Source organism: Fusibacter sp. JL298sf-3 (genome assembly GCF_053842995.1).
On sequence record NZ_CM132608.1, the window covers coordinates 3,268,117 to 3,291,986 of the forward strand.

17 protein-coding genes and 1 other annotated feature (1 of these 18 running past the window's edge) are annotated in these 23,870 nt (G+C 47.1%); of the genes, 12 read left to right on the plus strand and 5 right to left on the minus strand.

Annotated features, from left to right (window positions below; genetic code table 11):
- Positions 1 to 7: 7 nt before the first annotated feature.
- Together hflC and hflK are read right to left on the minus strand one after the other, a co-directional pair.
- Positions 8 to 1,024 (minus strand): protease modulator HflC, encoded by a 1,017-nt coding sequence (hflC, locus tag ACR6HW_RS15615; protein ID WP_455728637.1) that lies wholly within the window; start codon positions 1,022 to 1,024, stop codon positions 8 to 10.
- A 1-nt stretch (position 1,025) separates the two neighbouring features.
- The gene (gene hflK / locus ACR6HW_RS15620) at positions 1,026 to 1,961 is read right to left on the minus strand and encodes an FtsH protease activity modulator HflK (RefSeq protein WP_455728638.1); all 936 of its coding nucleotides are present in this window, start codon (positions 1,959 to 1,961) and stop codon (positions 1,026 to 1,028) included.
- A 181-nt stretch (positions 1,962 to 2,142) separates the two neighbouring features.
- On the opposite strand from hflK, the gene ACR6HW_RS15625 reads away from it, so the two are divergent.
- Complete coding sequence (locus ACR6HW_RS15625) at positions 2,143 to 2,988, plus strand: YihY/virulence factor BrkB family protein (protein WP_455728639.1); 846 nt, start codon at positions 2,143 to 2,145, stop codon at positions 2,986 to 2,988.
- Positions 2,989 to 3,008: 20 nt separating this feature from the next.
- Here ACR6HW_RS15625 and ACR6HW_RS15630 read toward each other — a convergent pair whose 3' ends face one another.
- A complete protein-coding gene (locus ACR6HW_RS15630; RefSeq protein WP_455728640.1) occupies positions 3,009 to 3,629 on the minus strand; it encodes a hypothetical protein in 621 nt (206 codons plus the stop codon).
- Between the two features lie 131 nt (positions 3,630 to 3,760).
- On the opposite strand from ACR6HW_RS15630, the gene ACR6HW_RS15635 reads away from it, so the two are divergent.
- From ACR6HW_RS15635 to ACR6HW_RS15645, 3 genes are read left to right on the plus strand one after another with little or no spacing between them, the layout of a single operon-like run.
- On the plus strand, positions 3,761 to 8,638 hold the full coding sequence (locus ACR6HW_RS15635) for a nicotinate-nicotinamide nucleotide adenylyltransferase (RefSeq protein WP_455728641.1): 4,878 nt from the start codon (positions 3,761 to 3,763) through the stop codon (positions 8,636 to 8,638).
- A gap of 2 nt (positions 8,639 to 8,640) precedes the next feature.
- Entirely contained in the window at positions 8,641 to 9,867 is a 1,227-nt protein-coding gene (locus ACR6HW_RS15640; protein ID WP_455728642.1) for a lactate/malate family dehydrogenase, read from the plus strand.
- Positions 9,846 to 10,958, plus strand: a complete 1,113-nt coding sequence (locus ACR6HW_RS15645) for a flavodoxin family protein (RefSeq protein WP_455728643.1) — start codon at positions 9,846 to 9,848, stop codon at positions 10,956 to 10,958. Before ACR6HW_RS15640 ends, ACR6HW_RS15645 begins: the two co-directional genes overlap by 22 nt.
- Before the next feature lie 261 nt (positions 10,959 to 11,219).
- On the opposite strand, the gene ACR6HW_RS15650 is transcribed toward ACR6HW_RS15645, so the two are convergent.
- Positions 11,220 to 12,857, minus strand: a complete 1,638-nt coding sequence (locus tag ACR6HW_RS15650; RefSeq protein WP_455728644.1) for a hypothetical protein — start codon at positions 12,855 to 12,857, stop codon at positions 11,220 to 11,222.
- Positions 12,858 to 12,988: 131 nt separating this feature from the next.
- On the opposite strand from ACR6HW_RS15650, the gene ACR6HW_RS15655 reads away from it, so the two are divergent.
- The 8 genes from ACR6HW_RS15655 to pepT all read left to right on the plus strand — a co-directional run bounded on the left by ACR6HW_RS15655 (position 12,989) and on the right by pepT (position 22,950).
- On the plus strand, positions 12,989 to 14,176 hold the full coding sequence (locus ACR6HW_RS15655; protein ID WP_455728645.1) for a metallophosphoesterase family protein: 1,188 nt from the start codon (positions 12,989 to 12,991) through the stop codon (positions 14,174 to 14,176).
- Positions 14,166 to 16,262 (plus strand): ATP-binding protein, encoded by a 2,097-nt coding sequence (locus ACR6HW_RS15660; RefSeq protein ID WP_455728646.1) that lies wholly within the window; start codon positions 14,166 to 14,168, stop codon positions 16,260 to 16,262. Before ACR6HW_RS15655 ends, ACR6HW_RS15660 begins: the two co-directional genes overlap by 11 nt.
- Positions 16,259 to 16,531, plus strand: coding sequence for a hypothetical protein (locus ACR6HW_RS15665; RefSeq protein WP_455728647.1), 273 nt, complete (start codon positions 16,259 to 16,261; stop codon positions 16,529 to 16,531). Before ACR6HW_RS15660 ends, ACR6HW_RS15665 begins: the two co-directional genes overlap by 4 nt.
- Before the next feature lie 90 nt (positions 16,532 to 16,621).
- Positions 16,622 to 17,392, plus strand: coding sequence for an ABC transporter ATP-binding protein (locus tag ACR6HW_RS15670; RefSeq protein ID WP_455728648.1), 771 nt, complete (start codon positions 16,622 to 16,624; stop codon positions 17,390 to 17,392).
- Positions 17,393 to 17,405: 13 nt separating this feature from the next.
- On the plus strand, positions 17,406 to 19,442 hold the full coding sequence (locus ACR6HW_RS15675; RefSeq protein ID WP_455728649.1) for a COG1361 S-layer family protein: 2,037 nt from the start codon (positions 17,406 to 17,408) through the stop codon (positions 19,440 to 19,442).
- Positions 19,435 to 20,790, plus strand: coding sequence for an ABC transporter permease (locus tag ACR6HW_RS15680; RefSeq protein ID WP_455728650.1), 1,356 nt, complete (start codon positions 19,435 to 19,437; stop codon positions 20,788 to 20,790). The genes ACR6HW_RS15675 and ACR6HW_RS15680 overlap by 8 nt, the downstream gene beginning before the upstream one ends.
- A gap of 100 nt (positions 20,791 to 20,890) precedes the next feature.
- Entirely contained in the window at positions 20,891 to 21,721 is an 831-nt protein-coding gene (locus tag ACR6HW_RS15685; protein WP_455728651.1) for an aminotransferase class IV, read from the plus strand.
- A complete protein-coding gene (pepT, locus tag ACR6HW_RS15690; protein WP_455728652.1) occupies positions 21,718 to 22,950 on the plus strand; it encodes a peptidase T in 1,233 nt (410 codons plus the stop codon). The genes ACR6HW_RS15685 and pepT overlap by 4 nt, the downstream gene beginning before the upstream one ends.
- 89 nt (positions 22,951 to 23,039) lie before the next feature.
- On the opposite strand, the gene ACR6HW_RS15695 is transcribed toward pepT, so the two are convergent.
- On the minus strand, positions 23,040 to 23,558 hold the full coding sequence (locus tag ACR6HW_RS15695) for a LiaI-LiaF-like domain-containing protein (protein ID WP_455728653.1): 519 nt from the start codon (positions 23,556 to 23,558) through the stop codon (positions 23,040 to 23,042).
- 147 nt (positions 23,559 to 23,705) lie between these two features.
- Positions 23,706 to 23,870 (plus strand) — a binding site (T-box leader); it runs 49 nt beyond the window's last position.

Sequence of the window (23,870 nt, forward strand, 5' to 3'; positions counted from 1 at the left end):
CCGGTGGTTACCGACCTTCTGAGAAGAAGTTCAAGAAGTCGTTGTTTTTGTCGAGGTAGATGACCGTGTCTTCATCGACGACGTTTTCGTAGGCTTTCAATGTGCGCCAGAACGCGTAGAAGTCCGGGTCTTTGCTGAAGCCTTGACCATAGATTTCCAGTGCTTGGGCATCTGCCTCACCGCGAACCGTCTCCGTTGTCAAGATGGCGTCTGCTTTAATTTCAGCCACTTCTCTGTCGGTATCGGCTACGGTGTTTTCATAAAACTCAAGACCTTCAGATCGAATTTGCTGTGCGATGGCGTTACGCTCTTGAATCATTTTCTCATGTGTAGAGTTGATGTTGCCAGCCGGCAAAATGGTTCGGTAGACATCGATGTCCACGAGGGCGATACCGTGGGCGGCAAGGCGCTCGTTTTGCTCGGCTTTTACTTCTTCCAGTACCGTTTCAAGGGCCTCTTTGTCAGCGAGGAAATCGCGGCTATTGAGGCGATTGATGCGGTCGATGACCACGGCGTAAACCACTTCGTCAATTTTGGAGTTGGCGCCGGTAATGGTGCCGAGAGACGTCCTGAAGATGCCGGGGTGCGTAATGCGCCATTGGGCATACATGTTGATGTCGTAGCGAATTTTATCCTGTGTGTTGATGTTGGCTTTATTGGAGATGTACGTGAGCAGTTTGCTCGTGTACGTGTCGACACTGGTGATGAAAGGCACTTTGAACTTCAAGCCTTTTTGCGTATCGACGATGACGTCTTTGTATTTGGGATCGACGACGTTTTCCTGGATGGATTGCGCGTTGTCCGGGTCGACCACAATGCGTTTGATTTCACTGAATTGCTTCACGACGGCAACTTCATCTTCTCTGACAATATAGAACGAGTTGCTCAGTAGAAATAAGATGATGATGACAAATGCGCCGATGACAAACCAACGGCCTTTGATGTGAACTGCGTTTTTTTGGCGTTTGTGTGCTTCAAAATCTGCAGCGCGTTCTTGTGTGCGTTCCCCTTGATGAATGTTCATCCTATTCGCCCCCTTTCGGATCCAGTGGTAAGAATTTCAGCACATCGTCGCTGTTCATATCGATGATGAACTTCTTCGTCGTATTGGAAAGGATTTTTTCCATGGTTTCAATGTAGAGGCGTTTCGATGTGATGTCTTTGGACAAGACGTATTTTTCGTATACTTGGTTGAAGTTTTCCACATCCCCTTTGGCCTGTGCGATTTTTTCAGCTTTGTAGGCTTCAGCTGCCTGAATCATTTGGTAGGCTTCAGCTCGGGCTTTTGGCAGCATTTCGTTGGAATACTTCAGTGCCTTACTCCTGAGACCGTCTTTTTCGTTGCTTGCAATGGTAACATCTTCATATGCCGGGCGCACTTCTTCCGGTAAAAGCACGTCGGTGAGTTTGAGTTCGTTGATGGTGATACCGAGGTTGTAGCTGTTGATCTTTTGCATCAAATCGGGCAGCATTTCCTTGGCGATGCTGTCTTTGTTAATCAAGGCGTTGTCGAGGTCTTGATTTTGCATGTTGCTTCTAAGAGCGCTCTCAAAGGCGAGGCGAATGGTGCCTTCAATGTCGTCGACTTCGTAGATGTAAGCGGCGGGGTCGGAGATCTTATACTGGATAACAGCCCCTAAATCGACGAGATAAGATCCCTTGGTCAATACCACCGACTCGTCGTCGACGTTGCGGTAGGTTGCAGCAGCATCGGTAGTGGGTTCTTTGTCGGCGCGGTAGCCGTAAGCCAAAGAGATGACTTCGTTGGTGTTCACAACATGAACCCTGTCGATAACCGGAATTTTAAAGTTCAGTCCGGGATTGTTGATGACATCATTGAGTTTTCCAAGGCGTTCGACGACGGCAACTTCTGCATTGTCTAGCATGTAGAAGCTGTTCATGCCGAGGAAAATTGCGATGATGAGCACCGGAATGATAAGTAAAAACTTGCCTGATTTCATGTAGGCCTCCTCGTTAAATAGTATCGTTTAAAAAAATCCGTTGAAGACTTTGCCGGATTATTCAAAGTCTTTCTACACTTTTATGATAGCTTTATTTAAAAAAAATTACAAATTAACATTCCATTAAACCTCAGTTCAGTGTTACAATGAGAGGTATAACAAAAGAAAAAGAGGTATAAGGATGATTAAAAAGTTTAAATCGGGTATATTGTACATACTAATATTGCTTCAACGGACAAAAAAACACCACATGACGGCGTTTAGCGGCCAAATGGCGTATTTTTTTGCCCTTTCAATTTTCCCGATGATGATTTTCATATTTTCTGTGCTCTCGAAGCTGAACTTAAATTACGCGTACTTGTATCAATTTTTAATTGATGTGTTGCCCTCTAATATCAGCGAGCTCATTGTAGACTTTACCGAGCAGTCCATTCAGAGCGGCGGTACGGCATTGCTTTCAGTTTCGGGTATTTTTATGCTCTACTCGTCTTCCCGAGGCGTCGGGGCACTTCAACGGGCAATTAACGCGGCGCACGGTTTTGAGGAACGCCGAAATTTTGTTATGAGCAAACTCTACGGGATGTTTTATACGTTGATGTTCATTGCACTCATTGTGGTCTCTTTGCTCATTCCCGCTATAGGCACCAAGTTGATTCAGTTTTTAAACGGCATATTCAACAGCCGAATCGACCTCGAGTTCATCAACACACTTTCCGTCATCCGCAATGTGATGTTGCCTGTACTGTACGTGGTGGTCATCGGCTCCATCTACATTTATCTGCCCAATCCGTCACTGACCATTCGCCAGGCCTACAAAGGCGCTCTATTTTCAATTGTCGCGTCTTTTTTAGCCAACTACGTCTTTTCAACTGTCGTCGTCAAAGTGACCGATTACTCCATCCTGTACGGGTCGCTTTCAGCGATGATCGCCTTTATGGTTTGGCTCTATATCCTGAGCACCATTTTGATGCTCGGCGCTGAAATCAATGCGTATGAAATAGAGAAGTCGAGCGACACGACACGTTAGTGTACCGTTGAGACGATGGACTACCCTTTGATGTCAATAAACTGACCTTCAGTAAAGTGCGACTCCCGCACAGAACGTATTTTTTCGTGAATGAGCACGCATTGGTCCATGAGGCCGCTGTTCGGTGTGAAAATGAAGTCAAATTTTTCGTGTGATTCAACCATGGTTTCATAGAAAAACTTGGCATTGAGGTACAGGCAATCTTCAAAGAAGTGAATGCCAATGGCGTTGAGATCTTTTTCAAATGAGGCGATAATGCTTTCCAAGAGAAAGTAGAAATGCGTTCCCAGAGAAAAATCGCATTGGACACATTCTTGAATCAGGCGGTTGATGTCTTCTATAAGTGATGTGGCCCCTAAGAGAATTTCTCGCTTGTGCGCTTTAAAGTAGTGTTTGAGGGAGTCGCCTTCCTCGTTGAGGTCGGTGACCCGATTAAAAGAGTGTTTTAAGTTGTACGTATTTTCATAAAAAGTATCCATTAAGTGATGTTCATTTCCGGAACGGTGGTCCGGTGAGTTGTGAGCATCGCTTTTTTGATGGATGACGCCTACGTCTTCAGTAGGTTTTGGGAGCGTGCCAGCATGACTTTTCGACGTAATCTTGTAATTGGTTACCGGTGTGGGTTTCGTAATCTTAGTCATAAGACCACCTCCTTTACCTTATTATCGGCAAAAATCGATGTTCGGTTAAGTGGGGGAAAGTGCAGGCGGCGATTGTTTTCACACACAGTTTGTGCGATAATTAAGAAAAGCGATAGTAAGGAGCGTATGACATGATTGAATCCGTTTTTCGATCCATAGAAAAAGAACTTTTAAACAGAGCGTTTATCAAGCGCTTTTCTGTTGACAGAAAGCGCGTTTGGACGTATCTTTCAACATCTGTTTTTAGAAGTGCACTGGAACAGATGATTCAAGACAACCGCTATCACAGCAAAGACGTTTACGCTTTGCTCAAAGGCTTTATAGAGCGATACCCAGTGGAAGAAGCGCCGGAAGACTGGCTCGTGTACTTTTACCAGTACGCACTGAGCTTTTCGTTTCCAGATGCAGTTACCGTGTCGTTAAAGGCGGATTGCAATGTCGTCGCAGAGGTCTTTATGCGCGTCTACAGAGTAATCGCAGCTCTCCAAAAACAATCGGACGATGGGACGTGGCAGTCGAAGTACGCCATTGACCTGCTCACTGAGGAAGAAGCGGCGGCTCTTGAAGACCCTGCGGAGTACTTGACTTTTGAGCGGGCGTTTAGGGAAGATTACGTCTATGAGATGATGAAGCTCAATCAGGAAGTCGTCGGTTATACGACTCTAGACCATATATGCGGCGTTCACCACTTGGCGATGAAGGTCGCCAGACAGCTTAAACAGTCGGGGGTACCCCTAGACCTAGGACGTGTATCCGGTGCTGCGGCAGGACACGATGTGGGCAAGTTTGGGTGCAAACCCGATGAAATGCGCCGCGTCGCCTACTACCACTATTACTACACTGGAGAATGGTTCGAAAGGCGCGACATCGTCTATATCCGGAACGTTGCCATTAACCATTCGACATGGGATCTCGAACTGGACGCGTTGCCAATAGAATCTTTGATTCTCATATACGCGGATTTTAGAGTAAAAGCCGAGCGCATCGACGGCGTTTCCCATATGCGTTTTTATACATTAAAGCATTCTTTCGATGTCATACTTGAAAAGCTGGATAACGTCGATACTGCCAAAGAGTTGCGCTACAAGCGCGTCTATGAGAAGCTCAAGGACTTTGAAGCGCTCTTAAAAGACATCGGCGTGGTCACAGACCCCGACGATCCGGCGATGTGGACGGGGGAAAACAAACCGAAGCGGAAGTATTTTTCATTGATGCAGGGACCTAAAATCACTAAAAACGTCATCTATGCGTCCATTAAGCACAATGTGGAGATCCTCTATCGACTTCGCGATGAAACGGCGCTTAACAAGTTGCTCGAGCCGGTACGCAACAGTCGAAATATGACGAGTCTGCGCGGCTACATCGCCATCTTGGAAGAATACTACAATTATTTGACACAAAAACAGAAGCAAATTGTCATCAACTTTCTCTATGAAAAGTTGGTGTTGCCTGAAGAGGACATTCGAAAGCAGTGCTCCGAACTCATTGGGACGATTATCGCGTCCTACGATGAAGAGATACGAAAAGAGTTGCCGCCAAGTGCCAGTAAGACCACTGAGGGCATCGACACACTGGGGCTGCTCGACACATATATTCAGCGGTTTTTATTTCCTGAAAACAAGATTATCGATCGCCATAAAAAATACATCAGCTACAGCATGCGCGACATGCTCGATGCTTTTTTTGCCAATTTGAAAGGTGCGAGCCGTCGGTCGAAGGCCATCGAAATCGTCGTCGGTTATTTTGTAGCGTATAGAGATGACGAAAACAGCCGCTTCTATTTGATAAAATCGGCACGTATATTGCCGTTTAAAGAGTTCGACGACAAACAGCGGTACAGCATTTTGAACTTCGTTTCAGAACTGTTGACACACGAAGATAAAAAACTCAGGCTCAGAGCGTACAACCTCATCTACGCGATTCTGCCTTATGCCGATGAGGCGCTAATTGAGGCGACAGCAGTTAAGCGGGTGACGTCGCTGACGACGCCGTACACAGACGACCCGGCTGAAAACTACGCGCGCCTGCGCCTTTCAGAGCTCCTCCACTGTGACAGCGCCATTGTAGAGCGCTTTAAAGACAAGTGTATTGACGATTTGCAGTATACCTCTACCATTTTCCTCAGCAACTTGAAGTCGGCGACACTCGATGTGGCCAAGCGCTTTCAAATTGAACTGCTGATGCGCAACACGCTGATTTACGATTATGAAAACAGCTTCTATATGGCCATGCACCTATGCAACCTTTTAAAAGTCAGCGCCTTGGAATCTGTGAGAAACACTGCGGGCAGAATGCTGCTCAACATCGTACCACATCTGTCTTTCGAACAGAAGAACGACATTGCCGTGGAACTCATTCGCTCGCTGGAGATGGAGAGTTTCGAGTTTACTAAATACATTCCGCCGTACCTCGGAAAAGTCATGCTACAAATTAAGCCGAAAGAGCTCGACGAGATACTGGAGAACTTCGAGGAGAAGATGAGCACCAACAACCCGAAGCTCATTGCTCTAATCGAAAAGACCATCGGGCACATTATCACAGGGTACTCAGATTACCGTCACGCGTTTGTAGGAGACAAAGAGGTGCACAACCAGCGCATATTAAGAATGTTCGGCATCCTCTTTTCCGGCTTTGTTCACGAGTCCAATTACGTGAATCAGACGGCTTTTAGCGTCATTGCAAAAGATATTTTTTCAAATCCCGATATCGACCTCAAGAAGAAAGAATACCTTTATCGCATGACGATTAAGAAGATTATGTCGCTAATGGTGAACACCAACGAGTCCAACACCCTAATCTACTTTAACAACTCGGCGTCTCTCAAATACATCTACAGCTTTATCGCCGAATACCGCCATTTGTACGGTAAAATTCGATTGAATCCGAACCATCGTATCGCGATTTTTCCGGGGTCTTTCGACCCGTTTACATTGGGGCACAAGGAAATTGCACGGGATATTAAAAACAGCGGTTACGAAGTGCTCTTGTACGTCGATGAGTTTTCTTGGTCGAAAAAAACACAGCCAAACCTCATTCGTCGGAGCATTATTAAAAAATCTATTGCCGGCGAAATCGATATTTTTCAGTTTCCAAGAGATATTTCTATTAACATTGCCAACGAAAAAGACTTGAAGAAATTGCAGGACCTTTTCCCGGAATCAGAGGTTTACCTCGTGGTGGGAACCGATGTTGTGCTCAACGCTTCAGCTTACAAAGGGGAAACCCTCGGTTTTATTCGCAATATCCCGCATCTAATCTACGAACGCGGGCTGTCGGCGGCACATCATATCCAGCTGGAAGAAAAGGTTGCCAAATTACATCCGCAATCTAAAATTCTGACGCTTCCGAAGGCCTATGAGAACGTCAGTTCTACCTTGCTCAGGGACTATATAGACGAAGATCGCGACGTGTCTTCGCTAATCGACCCCATGGTTCAAAACTACATTTACGACAAGGGGCTCTATCAACGGGAACCGATGTTCAAAGGGTTAATGACCACAAAATCGCTGTCCGTAGAGTTGGTGGAAGAACCGGACGAGGCCTATTTAAGAAAAGTCGCCGCCTTTATAGGCGGCGATGAGGACGCCCATTATCAGACGCTCGTCGATCTCTACGAGCGCTTTAGGCTCAAATTTATTGTTGTGAGAAGTCTAGAGGCCAATCGCAAAGTATTTGCCGTGTCGTTATTTCACTGGCTGAGAGCCACAGATATCCACCGTACATTTGAAGACCCGACCATTGTAAATACCGTAAGAAACCACTCCGTAGGGCGTATTCTGTTGGTACACGGTCTGTTTAAATCTCCGGATTGCGACATTCGCAATGTGGAGCAGATTATGCTCACTGAAACGCTTGCGCGCGGTTTGGCACGGGATTACACGTACTGCGTTTATAAGGAGACTTTTAACGAGAAGGTGGGGGCTAAGACCAAAGACGTCTTAAAGCATCAAGGGTTTATTGATTTAACTTCTACCACAACGCACGAGAGCGTTTACGCGGTGAATATGTCGTCGCCGTGTACCCTGAACCTGGACATACATTCCATGGTGAAGGCGCCGTTTAAAAATCACCCCGATGTGGATGAAGCCATGCTTAGGTCTAGGGCGAGACTCCAAGAAGCGCTTACGGCACTTTATCCGGGGAACTTGGTTCTCAACTTCGATCGCAGCATGATTTACGAATCGTTGATTAAGAAAATCTGCGACGAAAACGGTGTGCCGACGGAACCCCAGACGCCTCGGGTGCTGGGCGATGCAATGGTTGCGCCTTTCGGTGCCATCTTCAAGCGCTGGATACTGCCCAACAATGTGACGAAGTCCATTCACGCAGAGAAATACTTTGCACCGGATTTGTCGACACATGCGGTTAAGGAATACCCGTTTTATCTCGATATTGAGAATCAGATTAAAATGCTCAAGTCCTTTGACAGACCTGTCATACTTGTCGACGATTTGCTCAACAAGGGCTATCGCGTCAAAGCGCTTGAACCCTACTTTAGAAAACACGATGTGCCCATTCAGAAGTTAGTGGTGGGCATTATGTCCGGCGGCGGGCAAGCCATCGCCGAATCCATGGATCTCGACGTCATGTCGGCATACTTTTTACCGAGAATTCGCGTTTGGTTCTACGAGAGCAAACTGTACCCCTTTATCGATGGGGACGCCATCTGGCGGGGGGCGATTCCAGAGAGCCATACGATTCCATCTGTCAATCTCATCTTGCCGTACGCTTCGGCAAGTTATATACAAGATGTCCAGAAAGAAAAGATTTACCAATTGTCTGAAGTGGCGTTGACCAATGCCATCGAAATTATGTCGGCGATTGAGAACGTCTATGAAGCGGAGAAGGATCGATTGCTGACCATTAAACGCCTCGGTGAAGTGTTTTACACGCCGCGGTTCCCGGACAAAGGGGAGCACATTTTCTATTCGGACAACGTCAGGCCGTCGGAGTACATCAAAGACGACCTTGAGCAACTGAAAAAATTGAAAAACTACTATGGAGGTTAGCCGTGAAAACGCATCAAATCGGAAAGTGGACCTGTATTCAAGATATCGACTACAAGACAGATTTTACAGAGGTGGACAAGCTCTTCGCCCATTGGTGTTTGATTTACGACGACGCAAGTAAGCGTTTGCCAGCGGTAGCGCCTTTTACACCGCACTTAAAAGCCGTGCTGACACAAGGGGTCAGTGGTCTCTATACAACGCCGGATACGGAGCAATGGGCATTTGATACTCAGCGTTTTGCACTGAATCTCGCCTATTTTGACGGCTCAATTGAAAAGGCGGTGGCGCGGCTTGAAGAACAAATGGCTTTTTACAATAAGCCCAAGCGGGTACATGTCTTAGGGCTCGGCGATGTCGGCGCCACCCTCGCCATCGGTCTAAAACTTCTCGGCGAATCGGCGATTGAAACGCTTGGCCTCTTTGACTTAAACCCCGCTTCAGTGAAGCGGTGGGCAATGGAACTGGGACAAATCAACGCCTCTCCCGGCATGAATGTGGTGGGCATCGAACAGTCGGCACTTTTTGATTGCGATGTTTTCGTATTCTGTGCTTCCAAATATGTACCTGCCGTGGGGGCTCAAGTCGGTGACGTGCGCATGGTACAATACGAAGAAAACGCCAAAATTGTCAATTTGTATGCGCAAATGGCGCGTAGCCAAGCGTTTAAAGGGCTCTTTATCGTCGTATCGGATCCAGTAGACCTCCTGTGTCTGAGCGCTTACCACGCCAGTCAATACGATAGCACCGGGCGCCGTGATGACCACGGGCTCTTACCGGAGCAAATCAGGGGCTACGGTCTCGGCGTTATGCACGGTAGAGCGCGCTATTACAGCGATGCCCTAGGGTACGATTACAAACACAAAGGACGCGTCTTCGGCCCACACGGCAAAGAGCTTATCGTCGTCGAGAACATAGAAAAAGAAGATAGCGGGCGTTCGGAAGAGCTGACGGAAAAAGTCGTCACTGCAAATCTCGAAATGCGTGGAATCGGGTACAAACCGTATGTGGCACCGGCACTTTCTTCTGGGGCTATATCCATTGTACAGACTTTGACAGGACAAGCACATTTTTCAGCGACTTATGTCGATGGCATCTATTGGGGCACACGGAACAAGTGGCAGGCCAACGGCACGCATTATGAACCCATTGAGTTGGCACCACAAACACTGGACAGAGTGCTCGGATCTTATCATCAGTTGGAGGCGACATGGGAGAAATTGAATTTGTAAACTTCGGCAAGGGGTGCACGTCGATTGCCAAAACTTGCGAAAGCGCCATTTCTCAATGGCGCCTTTCAACGCAGGCGAGAGGGGAAGCGACGCTGAACCGCATGCTGTTTTTAATCGAACTCGATAGCATCGGGGAGAATCACGCGGCCAACGATTTTCTGAGATCGGCTTTGGCGTACCGTGCGGAACGCGGTTGCTGTGCGTTTACAGACAGTCTGATTGCCCTCGTGGTGGTCTCTCCGAACACATTGTACACCAAGACCTTTACAAAGAAGTTTTTGTTCTTGGCCAACGCCCTCGGGGCCGAAATCATGGGGCATCCGTTGGTGGAACTCACAGAAGGGTATGCCAACCTTCGCATGTGGTCTCAAAATCTGAATCTGTCACTTGAAGAAACAGCGAAGCATTTGATTTATCAAACGGTAGAGCGTTTAGGGACCTATCGGCGTCTGCAGAAACCCCGCATCAATTTGCTCGTGCTTCACGCCGGTCACCAGGCGCGCTCGAATACGCTGATGTTGTGGGGACTGGTGGAAGAAAAGCTCACAGCTGCTTTAAAATCGTCTATTAAAATCAAGACACTACATGTGGAAGACGGTCAGATTCGCGATTGCTTTGGATGCAGTTATCAAACTTGTACGTATCACGCGCTTGGAAAAAGTTGTTTTTACGGCGGGTTTGTGGTTGAAGAGCTGTTTCCGGAAATAGAAAAGGCCGATTACATCGTTTGGATTTGTCCCAACTACAACGATGCGCTGTCGGCAAAACTCATGGCGGTAATCAACCGCTTGACAGCGCTATACCGCTCGGTGTCCTTTCGGGACAAGTACATTGCATCGGTGGTGGTATCCGCCAACTCCGGCAGCGACACGGTGGCGGCACAACTCGTTGGAGCGCTGTGTGTAAACAAAGGCTTTCGCGTTCCGCCGTACCATACGCTGATTGCTCAGGCCAATGCGCCGGGAGAGATCTTGAAGTTAAAAACAACTCGAGATGAAGCAGAAGCGTATTTTAAAATCTTGTATAAAAATTTGAACAATTCGCTTGAAAAGTCAGAAAATTGTGATATAATAAAACCATACCAAGAGTGACATGAAAAGAGGCAAGGCCTCAATAGCTATTGGTCGCAGCGTCCGCCGCATATAGCGTATTCAGCTCGTGTTAAGGATCACAAAGATTCGGGAAAGATTGAAGAGCTAGAGAATAGTATGGCGTAAGTCGACGCATCAACGGAGTTGTCAAGTAACCTTTCCAGTTGTAAAGGGGTGATTCCGCCAAAAACGTTAATTGAAAATCAGGATTAAAAAAGTTCCTCGTTAAGAATGACCTTAAAGGGGAACTTTTTTATGCGTTTAAGGGATGTAATTGAAAGTTTGTTCAGAAGGTGCCGACCAGTTGCCTTTGTCGTCTTTGAGCTTGAGGACAATTTTATAGGCACCCGGCGAATCGAGGTTGAGCACCAAATCTTTGTCGTTAAAAGTCTTTACGAGGTAACCGTCAAAATAGACTTCCCAAAGGTAGGTGTCTATAGACTTGCCGCCGGTAGAGGTGTTGGTAATGGGGATGGAACCGTCGGTGAGATTCTTCTCAATGGAAAATGAGGCGGCGACGGGTTCGTCATTTCGTAGAACGCGCCAACCGACAAAGACCACTGCTGAAATAATAACGAGGCTGATCAAGGCGATGAGGGCTGTTTCCTTCCACTTGATGCGGTAGTTTTTTTCCGGGGGGAGGTCATCTTCGCTAAAGAGGGCGTCCATTTCTTTTACGTACGCATCGATTTCCTCTTCATCGTCTAGCGCGTACCGCATGGTTTTGTCCGCTGTTGGAGGAACATCCACCACGTCTTCGCTTGCGGTGGTCGGCGGTTCCAACGCAGAGTTAGCCGGCTCCGGTTTCTCTTCGTCTTCGAGTACTTCTTCTTCAGCCTTTGAATCTATTGTTGTGGCTGCCGATTCAGTCGGTTGAGCAGGCTCGACAGTTGCTGAGGGTTCGGGCTTTGACAGATCTTCCGGTACTGTCTCTGTCTGTACCGTTTCTTCGAGAGCCACCTCTTCAAAGTTCGGTGTCTCCGGCGCGGGAACGTTCTCTTCAGCTATTGCCTCAGGAGGTTCCACTTCTTGAGGTGGCACCGTTAAGGCGATGTCGGTCTGCTCTTCAGGTTCTGACAATATAGGAATCTCATCTCGCACCGAGTGGGTTTTCTTTTCTGAGGGTGGTTCGGATTGAACGTCTTCAGTTATCGGTTCAAAAGTCTGAACCGGTACAACAGGCTTTGGCTTCGGTTTTGACGCCTTTGGCTTCTGTGGCACGTCTATCGGTGGCCCTGCGCTTCGGTCGTTGAGGACGATGTCGAATTCAAAGGGAATTTTATTGAAAACATCTTCTTTTTCATAGAGAAAAATGTCTTTAAATGTTTTTCTAAACATAGCAAGAGAAATCAACTCGTGCTTACCGATTTTCAAGGTGTCGATAAATTGACTTTGATACAACGGTGCGTCCGGAAAGAGCATCTCCAGCGTCTCGCCCATTTGTTTAAACATCTTGAGGTAGTCCACTGTCTCTTCTGAGCCGTAGTCTATCCATTCGCGGGCATACATAACCCCGTCTTTTATCAGCAGCTGTTCGTAATCGATAAGTTGTATTTTCAAAGCGTCTGGGAACTGGTCGTATTTAACAATGGATTTAATCCACTCATAACAAAGTTTTACACGGTTTTGATAATCGAGTGTGAAACGGCTCAAATAAGTACTGAGGGAGAGCCCTTTGAGATACTTTAATACAATGTGATAGCCGCTTTCCTCTTCAAAGGCATCCAGATAGTGATTGAGAAGTTCGGGTAAAAGCGATTTTACCGTGCGTTTTATGCGATTCGTGTTAAAATGCGTAATTACCAGCACATCGTTTCCGGTTTCTATTTCTTCGGCTTTTGAAAAACATTGGTCGTCGTCTTCATAAAGCAACGTCCAATTCCGATAGTGCTTTAGCATAGTCATCCTCCTTGGTTGGTCTAATCGGGGAGCGTTCCCCAACGATTTAATTATATCAGTAAAAAGTCAAATAGCATAGCCGTAACCGTTTTTTTACTCTATAATAGAGAAAAAGACAGGTAGAGGACATCATGAAAATATTACATTTGGCGGATATTCATATCAATAGAATATTTAAAACAAAGACGCCGGCTGTGCAAAAAGTGATGAAAGCAGCAGTACAAACTGCCTTTGTAAACGCGATTGATTTTGCACTTGAAACGTCGGTAGACTTCGTGTTGATCGTCGGCGATTTGCTCGATGACAAAGCGGTCTCATATGCTTACGAGACGGTTGTCACTGAAACACTCGGTCGGTACATCGACGCTGGTGGGACTGTTCTGTATGCAACGGGCAATCACGATGTCACCCACGCGTCCCCGTGGATTGAGGAACTTAAAGAAAGGGATCGGTTTGTTTGTTTTGACACATCGTCCCCTGAGGTAAGGGCCTTTAACATCCATGGAGAAAGGCGTCAGGTAAAGTTTGTAGGCTGTGGCCATACGCGCCGCGAAGAGCCTCGCAATTTGATTGAAGCGTTTCCCGAAAAATCGGATGATGCGTTATGGATAGGGCTCTGTCATGCCTTTGTGACCTCGGCGGGAACGGCACAAACAAGTGAACGGTATTTGCCCACCACAGTAGCGACCATTGAGCGCTGTGGGTACGATTATTTTGCACTTGGTCATATTCACAAGCGACAGTTTATAACGGAACGCATTGCGTACAGCGGGAGTGTTCAAGGTCTCCATATCAATGAGACCGGCAACCGAGGCGGGATTCTCCTAACCTATGAAAACGGCGTGTTGACACCGACGCCTATTGATTTTCAGGTGGTGGGTATGCAGCGGTTGTCCGTACCTGTTCCCGAAGAAGTCACGACACTTTTAGCACTTGAAAATCACCTTTTCAGCCAACTGGAAAGTGCGTCAGTGACGACGTACTGGCGCATAGAGCTCACGGGAGAAAGTACGCTGGCATCGGTGCTAAGGGGCGGCGACAACGTGTCGGCTGTTGAGGCACATTTAGTTGAGCGTCTAGGCTGTGTTTGCGTTGAACTGGATGTTTCCGGCATTCACCAGTCATCTGCTATGATGACGGATGCCACCGTTCTATCGGAAGCGTTAAAGCTTTTGGCGGCCCCTTTGGAAAATGAGGTGCTCAGAGAGGCGGTGCCCGGGGCGTCCAGAGAAAAGAAAGAAAGATGGCTCAACCGTGAGCGGGATCGGCTAAAGGGGACGTTGTTGAGAAGAATGCTGAGGCAAAAAAATGAAGATTAAAGCTATCAACTATAACGTATATGGGCATTTTCAAAACGCTTCATTCGACTTTTCAAGTGGCATCAATGTCGTGTACGGACCGAATGAAGCGGGTAAGACGACACTGTACGACAGTATGGTAACCCTTTTGTACGGCTTTCGTCCTGCGAATAGAAACAAGCACCGTTATGTCAACTGGACGGCGCAAAAAATACATTTTTTATCCACAATCGAATGCAATGGGGAACTTTTTACTGTGGAGAGACGTCTAACGAGTGCCCCCCAGTGGTTCTGCACGCACGTGGCGAAGCAGACTGTTGAAAAAGGCCGAAATGAAGCACTTCCCGAGACAGAAGGGGTAAGTGAACCTTTGTATAGAGGTGTTTTCCATTTGAATACCCAGTCACTCGATGCCTTGGAAAAGATGACGTGGCGTGAAATTGAAACCCACCTCGTATACGATTACGGCGCCGAATACTTAAATGCGCCAAGTGTTGTGGTCAGTGAGTTGACACAGGACTTGCACAAACTGTGGCGACCGGACAAGCGCGGTCAGCCGAGAATTTTTGAATTGGAAAAACAACTCTACGAATGCGAACGACACTACCAGAGTCAATTGAAGGCTTACAATGCCGCCTACTCAGCACGGCGAGAGGCGGAGCGTTTGACGGCGGCCTCAGAGGCACTTTCAAATGAGTTGACGCAGATGCGTCGAGAGAAAGCCGAGTACGAACGCTATCGGGAAGCGTATGCGCTTCAACTGAGGTGTCGGGAGCTCGAGAAGAAATGCCACAAACCCGAAGTGTACAACCCCGATTTGCTGGCCACCTATGAGCAACTGGCGTCGGCGATGGACCTGTTTGATAAAAGCGAAGCGCAACTCAGAGTGCAGCAATTGAAAGCGCGTCTTGAAAGTCTTTACCGCGGTGCGACGGGAAAAGCACTGACTGGCGAGCGGTTACAAGCTGTGTCAAAAGTGCCTGTAGAGCGTGTCGAAAAGCTCGCGGTACACCGAAAAAAGCTTCGGATAATTGTTGCTGTTTGCTTTGTCTTGAGTGCTTTTGGGATGTGGTTTAGTCGACCTTTGGGAGCCGCGGCGGTTGCCTTGACGGCGGTTATTAGTGCTTTGTTGTATTGGCATTACAAAACGGCTCTTAAAAATACGTTCTCAAGTTGTCCCGAATGTGCTTTAAAACCGCCGACAGTTTTTTTGGCGTGGTTTGAGACTTTTTCTGCTCAATACACGGAGTTGGAGGGGATACTGTCTAAAGCGCCGAATGAAGACGCCGCTCGACAAGTCGCTTACAAGGCGCACCGAGAGGCGATCACGTCGTTTGGCGACGGCGATTTTGAATTGGGGAAGACACGGCTGAAGGAGAATCAAGAGTGGATGTACGAGCTTGCGGTGCTCAAAAACCGACTGTTCAAAATGCCTAAAGCCGATGAAGCATGGATGGCGCTTCAGACACAGCGTCACTTTGATGAAACTATAGAGGCACTTTACGCGGAGAAAGAAGCTTTGCACCAAAAGCGCTTCGAACTGCTCGGCGCTCATCGGAATGCGCCTACAGCTGAGGCGCTAGAAGTGCTCGAAGGTGAGCTTGTGGCCATGCAAGTAGAGCTAGAAGCGCTCTACGCGGAAAAGGATCGGCTCTTATTTCTAAAGGCGCTGGTGTCAGAGGCCGACAAAGCGTACAGAGACAGACATCAGCCAGATTTGCTCAAAACAGCTAGTCGCTATTTATCTGCAATCACCGGAGCGCGTTACCAACAGATTGTCTCGCAGACGGTTTTGGGGGAAACGCGGCTCTTCGTAGGGACGGCAGAGGGGTTGCGCGCTATAGGCGAGAATTTTAGCCGCGGCACTGTTCAACAACTTTACTTTGCTTTTAGGCTGGCGTTAATCGAACAGCTGGACCCCCACGGAAGACTACCGCTCGTTTTAGACGAGACGTTTGTCAATTGGGACGGCACGCGTATAGCCAATACGGCCAAGTTGTTGGAAGGCGTCGGTAAGACGCGTCAAATTTTCATTTTGACATGCCAGCCGTTTGTTGCAGAGGCATTTCCAAATGCGATGCAGGTACACCTAGAGGAGGGACTATGAAAGAAGAAGTGCTCAAGGCGCTAGAGCTGGAAAAAAGCAAGCGTGAAATACTCAAGCAAGCGCAAAAGAGGAGCGAGGAGTGGTCAAAGGCCTGTGCAGAAGACCCGATAGTCGACGCACACAAGTACGCTTGGGAATATGAAATCGAACAGTACCGAAAAGAAAAAATACGTGCGCGCTTTTGGACGATAGGCGCCGTTTGTGGTATTGTGGCGTTAATTCTACAACTGGTGTTGAATTATCAGTCGATTGTCAATATTTTAATGTAATTCTAATGGAAATATTATTGCGTATTTTTTATAAAGGCGTACACTAGAAGAGACTGTACGAATAAGACTATACAAAGAAAGGAGGACTTTATGACAGCGGAAAAAGAAGCCATAATTGAAGTTAAGGACCTGAGAAAAGTATACAGAATCGGTTCGGAAAAAGTCGTGGCCCTGAACAAAGTCAGCCTTAATATTTATAAAGGCGAAATTTGCTGTATTCTAGGTACTTCAGGATCGGGAAAATCCACACTTCTCAATATGATGGCCGGCCTGGAAAAACCCTCAAAGGGCGCTATTAAAATAAAAAGAGAACCCATACATCTTATGAATGAAAAGAGACTGGCCAAGTTCAGACAAAAACACATCGGGTTTATTTTCCAATCTTACAACTTGCTGCCGGCGTTGACGGCACTTGAAAACGTCGCTATGCCACTGATTTTTAGAGGGGTTTCCAAGCCGGTGCGCGAAGCGCACGCACAGAAGCACCTCGAAATGGTCGGCTTGAAAAACCGTTACAAGCATAAGCCGACTCAGATGAGTGGTGGGCAGCAACAGCGTGTGGGCATTGCCCGAGCGTTTGTCGGATCGCCTGAAATCATCTTTGCAGATGAGCCCACGGGAAATCTCGATACAAAGACGTCTATAGAAGTCATGCACATTATGTGGAAAATGGCGCGTGAAAAAGAGCAGACAATTGTTATCGTTACCCATGATCCCGAAGTGGCGCTTTACGCGGACAAAGTCATTCACATTCGAGATGGCGATATCCAGAGCATCGAAGTCAAAGAAGAAGACGATGTGTACGAAAAATATATAAAACCATATGAAGAAGAGTTTTTATCAGAAGAAAATAAATTGTAAAAAGGGGAGAAGTATGAGAAAGCTATTATCTGTAGGGCTTATTTTATGTCTGCTACTCGCGGGAACAGCGAGCTTTGCCGTCACCATCAGGCCTGTGGTCGGCATCGTGGCTGACGAGACAATTCAAGAACTCAACGCCGGAGAAAAGGGCGTGTTTACGATTAAAGTACGCAACGCGGCAAACACTGTGGCACAACGTGTGAAAATCAGTATAGACGGCGAACACCCGTTTAGAAGCGATGTTGTTAACCTCAACAAGACCATGTCCTATCTCAATCCAAATAAGACGGTGGAGGTTGCGTTCGACGTGGTTGTCAGCCCGACGGCAGAATCGAAAGTCTACGAGTTCGACATCGTGTTCGAATATCAGAATTATGAAGATGAGACTTTTAGAGAAACGCAAAAGGTGTTTTTGAAAGTTAACAACGATCGCGTCGAGCCTATTATAGCCATAACGGGCTCTAAAATGGGCAACCTTGAACTCTCCGAAGGAGATGAGGGTTCTTTGATTGTCAACCTAGGCAACACGGGAACGGTTAAAGCGAAAGACATGCGCGTGAACATCAGCGGTTTTTCAAATGAAGGCGTCCTCCTCGACAACGATGCGGATACGAAAGTTATCGACACCATTGAGGCTAAGAAAAACGAACTGCTCTACTTTAACGTCAAAGCCGGTTCTGACGTGAAATCCGGTACATTTCCACTGACGATTAAACTGAATTATAAAGACGAGTTCGGCAAGAGTTATGAGCAAAGCGGCATTGTGTACACAACGCTTAAAGGCAAAGACAGTGCTGCAGATGGCACTGTTAAAATCGAAAACTTAAAATACCCGACGAAAGTAAAACCAAATAGCGATTTCAATATTACTTTTGATTTGGTCAACACCGGGAAAACCGGTGCCGTCAGTGCTGAAATCGATTTGGCATACGCCCCTGAGTTCATTACCAAAAGCGGCTCAAAAGCGTATGCGCGCAATCTCGAAGCCGGTGAAAAGCAAACGGTAACTTTTAAGATGATGGCGAAGTCCGACACGCCGATGGAAAGCTACCACAACTACATCAACGTCAAATACAGACCGGCTGACAAGCCTGAAGCGACGCAAAGTGAGCTTCAAGAGTACGCGGGCATTTTCGTCAATTCCTCAGAAACCGACGCAGAGGGCAGCCGACCGAAGTTGATTATCAACAACTACGAATACGGTGGCGAAGTGGTGTATGCCGGCGAAGATTACACGCTGGACTTGTACATTAAAAACACCAGCAGTCGAGAAAGTACCAAAAATATTAAAGTTACTATAACAAGTGAAGAGAACGTGTTTACACCGGTAGACTCGTCGAGCTCATTCTTTATTCAGAGCATTGGACCAGGTCAAATCAAACACCACTCGATTAAACTCAAGACGAAAATTGACGCCAGTGTTAAGATTTACCCTGTAACAGTTAAGATGGAGTATGAAGACAGTTCTGGAAAAGGCTACGATGAGAAAAATAACCCTTACGCCGAATCCGAGGCACTTAGTGTCGCCGTCGCTCAGCCGGTGCGCCTTGAAACGGCCGATATGGTCGTGCCGTTTGACGCGCAGGCCAACACGCCGTTCTATATTGAACAGGAGTTTTACAACATGGGTAAATCCACCATGTACAACATGATGGTTAAGTTTGATGCAGAAGGGCTTCAAACCAACGAGGGCAGCTATTTTGTCGGCAATTTTGACGCCGGTAGAAGCGAATATTATTCGGCACAAGTCACCGCAATGGAACCCGGTACTTATGAAGGCAAACTCGTTTACAGCTTTGAGGATGCACTGGGAACCATTAGCACGCTTGAAAAGCCGTTTACGGTAAGCGTCATAGAAATGCAAATGCCTACTGACGACGGTTCAATGGAAGAGTTTCCACCAATTGATGAAATGCCTGACGAAAAGGGCTTTCCGTGGAAATGGGTGATCATCGGCGGCAGTGCCCTACTCGCAGTCATCGTGGTCATCGTCCTTCGCGTGCGCAAGAAAAAACGCATTCAAAGAGAACTGGAGGCATTAGATGAGTAGTATCGATCTAGCTTTAATGGGCCTTAAGAATTTGCTCAGAAGAAAAGCTAGAACGGTACTCACCGTTCTCGGTGTCGTCATCGGCACCGCCGCTATTGTCGTCATGGTATCGCTGGGGCTCGGTATGAACCGCGCCTACGAAAAACAGCTCGAAGAATACGGCAGTTTGACAATGATCGACGTTTACGCCAATCGAAATTTCGAGTCTATGGCGAGCGACAGTAGCAGTAGCAGTAGCAGTAGCAGCTCAGATGAACTCGTACTCGACGATGACGCCATCAGCAACTTTGAGGCCATTCCCCACGTAGAATTTGCCATTGGTTTTAAACGCTTTGAATCGCGCATTTACTCGGGAAAGTATATGAACTACGCCAGTGTTAAAGGCGTCGATTTTGAAAAACTTAAAATGATGGATATCAAACTTAGCGAAGGCCGGTTGCCGTCATTGGATGGTAAGAACGAAGTGCTGTTCGGTTTTCAGGCGGCGCAAGAGTTCAACGATCCAAACGCAAGGCATTCTTATGGGCAAGGTCCGAAAATAGACATCTTCGAAGCAAAAATTGAAGTGCTTCCGACTTCTCAATGGTATGAAGGCCGCCGTCCGAGAGGCTCTGTAATAACGCCGACAGGCATTACCACAGAGACGGACTGGAACTACGCCTGGGACGTGTTTATGGATTACGATACCTTTGAAAAGCTCAAGAAGGATTTCGATCGAAAAAACAAAAATCAGAACAATCAGAACGATTCTAACGGCAACAAGAGCCGACGAAATTCCAGGAAGAAAGAGAACAAATACGACGAGATGAAAATCAGCGTCGACAATGTCAAAAATGTTGAAGAGGTGCAGGAAGCTGTTAAGGCAATGGGCTTTGAAGTCTACAGCTTGACAGAAGCACTCGATAATATGAAAAAGACGTCGAGCATGATACAGGCCATCTTAGGCGGTATCGGCGCCGTATCGCTCTTTATCGCCGCCATAGGGATTACCAACACCATGGTCATGTCTATTTACGAGCGGACGCGAGAAATCGGCGTGATGAAGGTTATCGGGGCACAGCTCAAGGACATCAAGCGACTCTTCTTGTTTGAAGCGGCGATGATCGGTCTCTTCGGGGGCCTTGTAGGTATTGGCATGAGTTACGGCGTCTCCTATATCATCAACACCGTTATTCAAAATATGAGTTCGGGCGGGGAGTACTACGGGCCGCCTATATCGTCTTATATCCCTTATTGGCTAGCGCTTTCGGCACTGGGTTTTTCCACCGTCATCGGTCTTTTGGCCGGCTATTATCCGGCGGTGCGTGCGACAAAACTCAGCGCTCTAGAAGCCATTAAAAACGAATAAATCCTTCGCCCTGCAAAAGTTTTTTTCTTGCAGGGTGTTATTTTTTTGAAAAAAGGCTTATACTAGAAAGTGAGCTAACGTAAGTGAGAAGAGGTGACTTATGATTGAGAGAATAGGGAGTTACATGTGGGTGGATGACTACAAACAGCCGTTGGATGAAACGTTTTTCTTCGCCAACGCGCCGGTTTACGAAGTCATCCGAGTGATTGACAAAACGCCGCTTTTCTTTGCAGCGCATATGGCGCGATTGAAAGCGTCGCTTGCAATAAAAGGGCTACAGTTCGAAGTGTCCGATGAAACTGTTTTGAAGCCGGTGCTTCAGTGGATTGCAGATCACAACTACGTCAACTTCAACCTACGCATTGAAATCGGTCTCAATGGGCGACACGAAGAGACCTGTATTATTATGGGGGTTCAGGGCATCTACCCCGATGCCGCGGTTTATCGCTCAGGGGTTCATGTGACTCTTGCAAATATCGTGCGCAGCAACCCGCATGCTAAAATTTTATTTAAAGAGTACCAAGAGCGCGTCGCCTTCATTCGAAAAGAGCGTCGAGCGTTTGAAGTGCTTTTACACGACGACGACGGCAAGCTTTCAGAGGGCAGTCGGTCCAATTTGTTTTTTATTTCAAATGATGAGATCCTATCGCCGAAGGGTGCAGATGTCCTCTTGGGCATTTCGCGTCAGATGTTGCTTAAGGTCTCAAGCGAGGCGGGGATACCGTTTAGAGAAGTGGATATTTACACAGCGTCTTTAGACCGATTTGATGCCGTTTTTCTTTCGGGGACGTCCATTCATCTTTTGCCTGTTGCGACAATTGATGAACGGGTCTACCCGTCGGCTGCACACCCGCTTATGTGCAAATTGATGACGGCTTTCGAATCGAGTGTTCGAGACGATCTTGAAAAAATGAGGAGGTACACACGATGACAACTGTACAGGAGCGCTTTTTAAAATACGTCGGTTTTGATACGACTTCAGACGGCAATTCCGACACCTGCCCGTCGACGGCAGGCCAGTTGGTACTGGCCAAAGCACTTCTCGAAGAAATGCGTGCCATCGGCATTAAAAATGCCGTACAAGATGAGAACGGCTATCTCTACGGTGAACTACCGAGCACCACAGAAAACAGCAACGCGCCGAGCCTCGCGTTTATCGCCCACATGGATACCTCACCGGATTTGTCCGGTGCCGGTGTGAAGCCTCGTGTGGTGAAAAATTACGACGGTGGGGACATTGTGTTGAACGCCGAGCAAAACATCGTTCTGTCTCCTGAGCAGTTTGAGCATTTGACGCACTATGCTGGACAGGACCTAATCGTCACAGATGGCACCACGCTCCTCGGCGCGGACAACAAAGCCGGGATTGCTGAGATTTTAACGATGGCGGCCTACTTAATCGAACACCCTGAAATACCGCATGGACCGATTAAAATCGCCTTTACGCCGGATGAAGAGATTGGCCGCGGCGCCAACCGCTTTAATTTAGAAACACTGGGGGCGGACTTCGGCTATACGGTTGACGGTGGTGAAATCGGCGAACTGGAGTATGAAAACTTCAATGCGGCGACGGCAGTGGTAACGGTTAAAGGTCAAAACATACATCCGGGTTCCGCCAAGGGTCAAATGAAAAACGCGCTGTTAATCGGCATGGCGTTTAACGCCTTGTTGCCGGCCTGTGAGATACCGGCTTGCACAGAGGGATACGAGGGGTTCAGTCACTTAAACGATTTCACGGGATGTGTGGAAACAGCCGAGATGGTTTATATAATCAGGGATCATGACCGGGCGCTTTTCGAACAGAAGAAAGCGCTGTTTCAATCGGCGGCAGCGTATTTGAATACGGTGCACGGTGCCGATACGGTTACGGTATCCATCACCGATTCTTACTACAATATGAAAGAAAAAGTGATGCCGCATTTTCACTTAGTTGAAACGGCAGAAGCGGCGATGCAAGCGCTGGGGATAGTGCCTAAAATTGTGCCGATTAGAGGGGGCACAGATGGTGCCAGACTGTCTTTTATGGGCTTGCCATGCCCGAACCTCTGTACAGGCGGACACAATTTCCACGGCAGATACGAGTACATTCCCGTACAGTCTATGGAAAAAACAGTGGCGCTACTAGTTGAAATTGCAAAACGTTACAGTACTTTTGAGTAATGGCAACGGTTAATTTTTAATAAAAAAGCCGATATGCGCTCTTAACAGCTAGAGGCGTATCGGCTTTTTTCGTAGGTATGATTTCGGGACTATTCGTAGCGCTCGTGCGCATCGTCTTCGTCGCATTCTTCAGGTAAGACGCGATCTCTGAACATTAAGAAGAGACCGATGACGATTAAACCGACGGCGACGACGATGCTGAATTTCAAGTCGATTAACTTGTCAAAGAAAATTGCACCTGCAATGACACTTAAGATGATGCCGTTTCGATAATTCTTCTTAGGTCTGTGGCCGTAATAGGCCATCTGGAAGAAGCCCAGTGCAGGTCCTAAGATAAACAGCGGTTGAAAGAGTTCGGAGAAATAATAGCTGGTGAACCCGTCTATGAGGAAATAGACGCTGTACGTAATCAACACCGCACCAACCATCAAACTCTTCGACGTCTTATAGCCCGCAAAATAGTCTCTTTCGGCTTTGACGCCGAAGTAGAGCAGTATGAGGGGCCATAAGTCCCAAACGCTGAAGTGAATGAAGTTGAAGTAGTTGAACAGCATAATCCCACCGACCAATAATAAAATAAGTCCAAGGTGATTGTTGTTTTTACTCATATAAACCTCCCAATACATATTGTAAATCTTTCTAACACTATTATCTAGTACGAAGTTTAATAAAGTGTTAGAAAATCATTAGAATTTATGGCAGATTGCGTTGACATTTGAAAAAGGATTGATTATAATAAATACAATTTCAAAAAAATCATGTCGATGAAGAAGAGGAGTAAATCCGAGTGCACATTTTAGAGAGGGTTTGAAGGCTGAGAGAACCTATGTGGCACCGATTGAAGGTAGCTTCTGAGATGATTTTCCGAAGGCATCTGCTGTGTAGGTCAATCCGGTGAAAACCGATACATTAATGAAGTG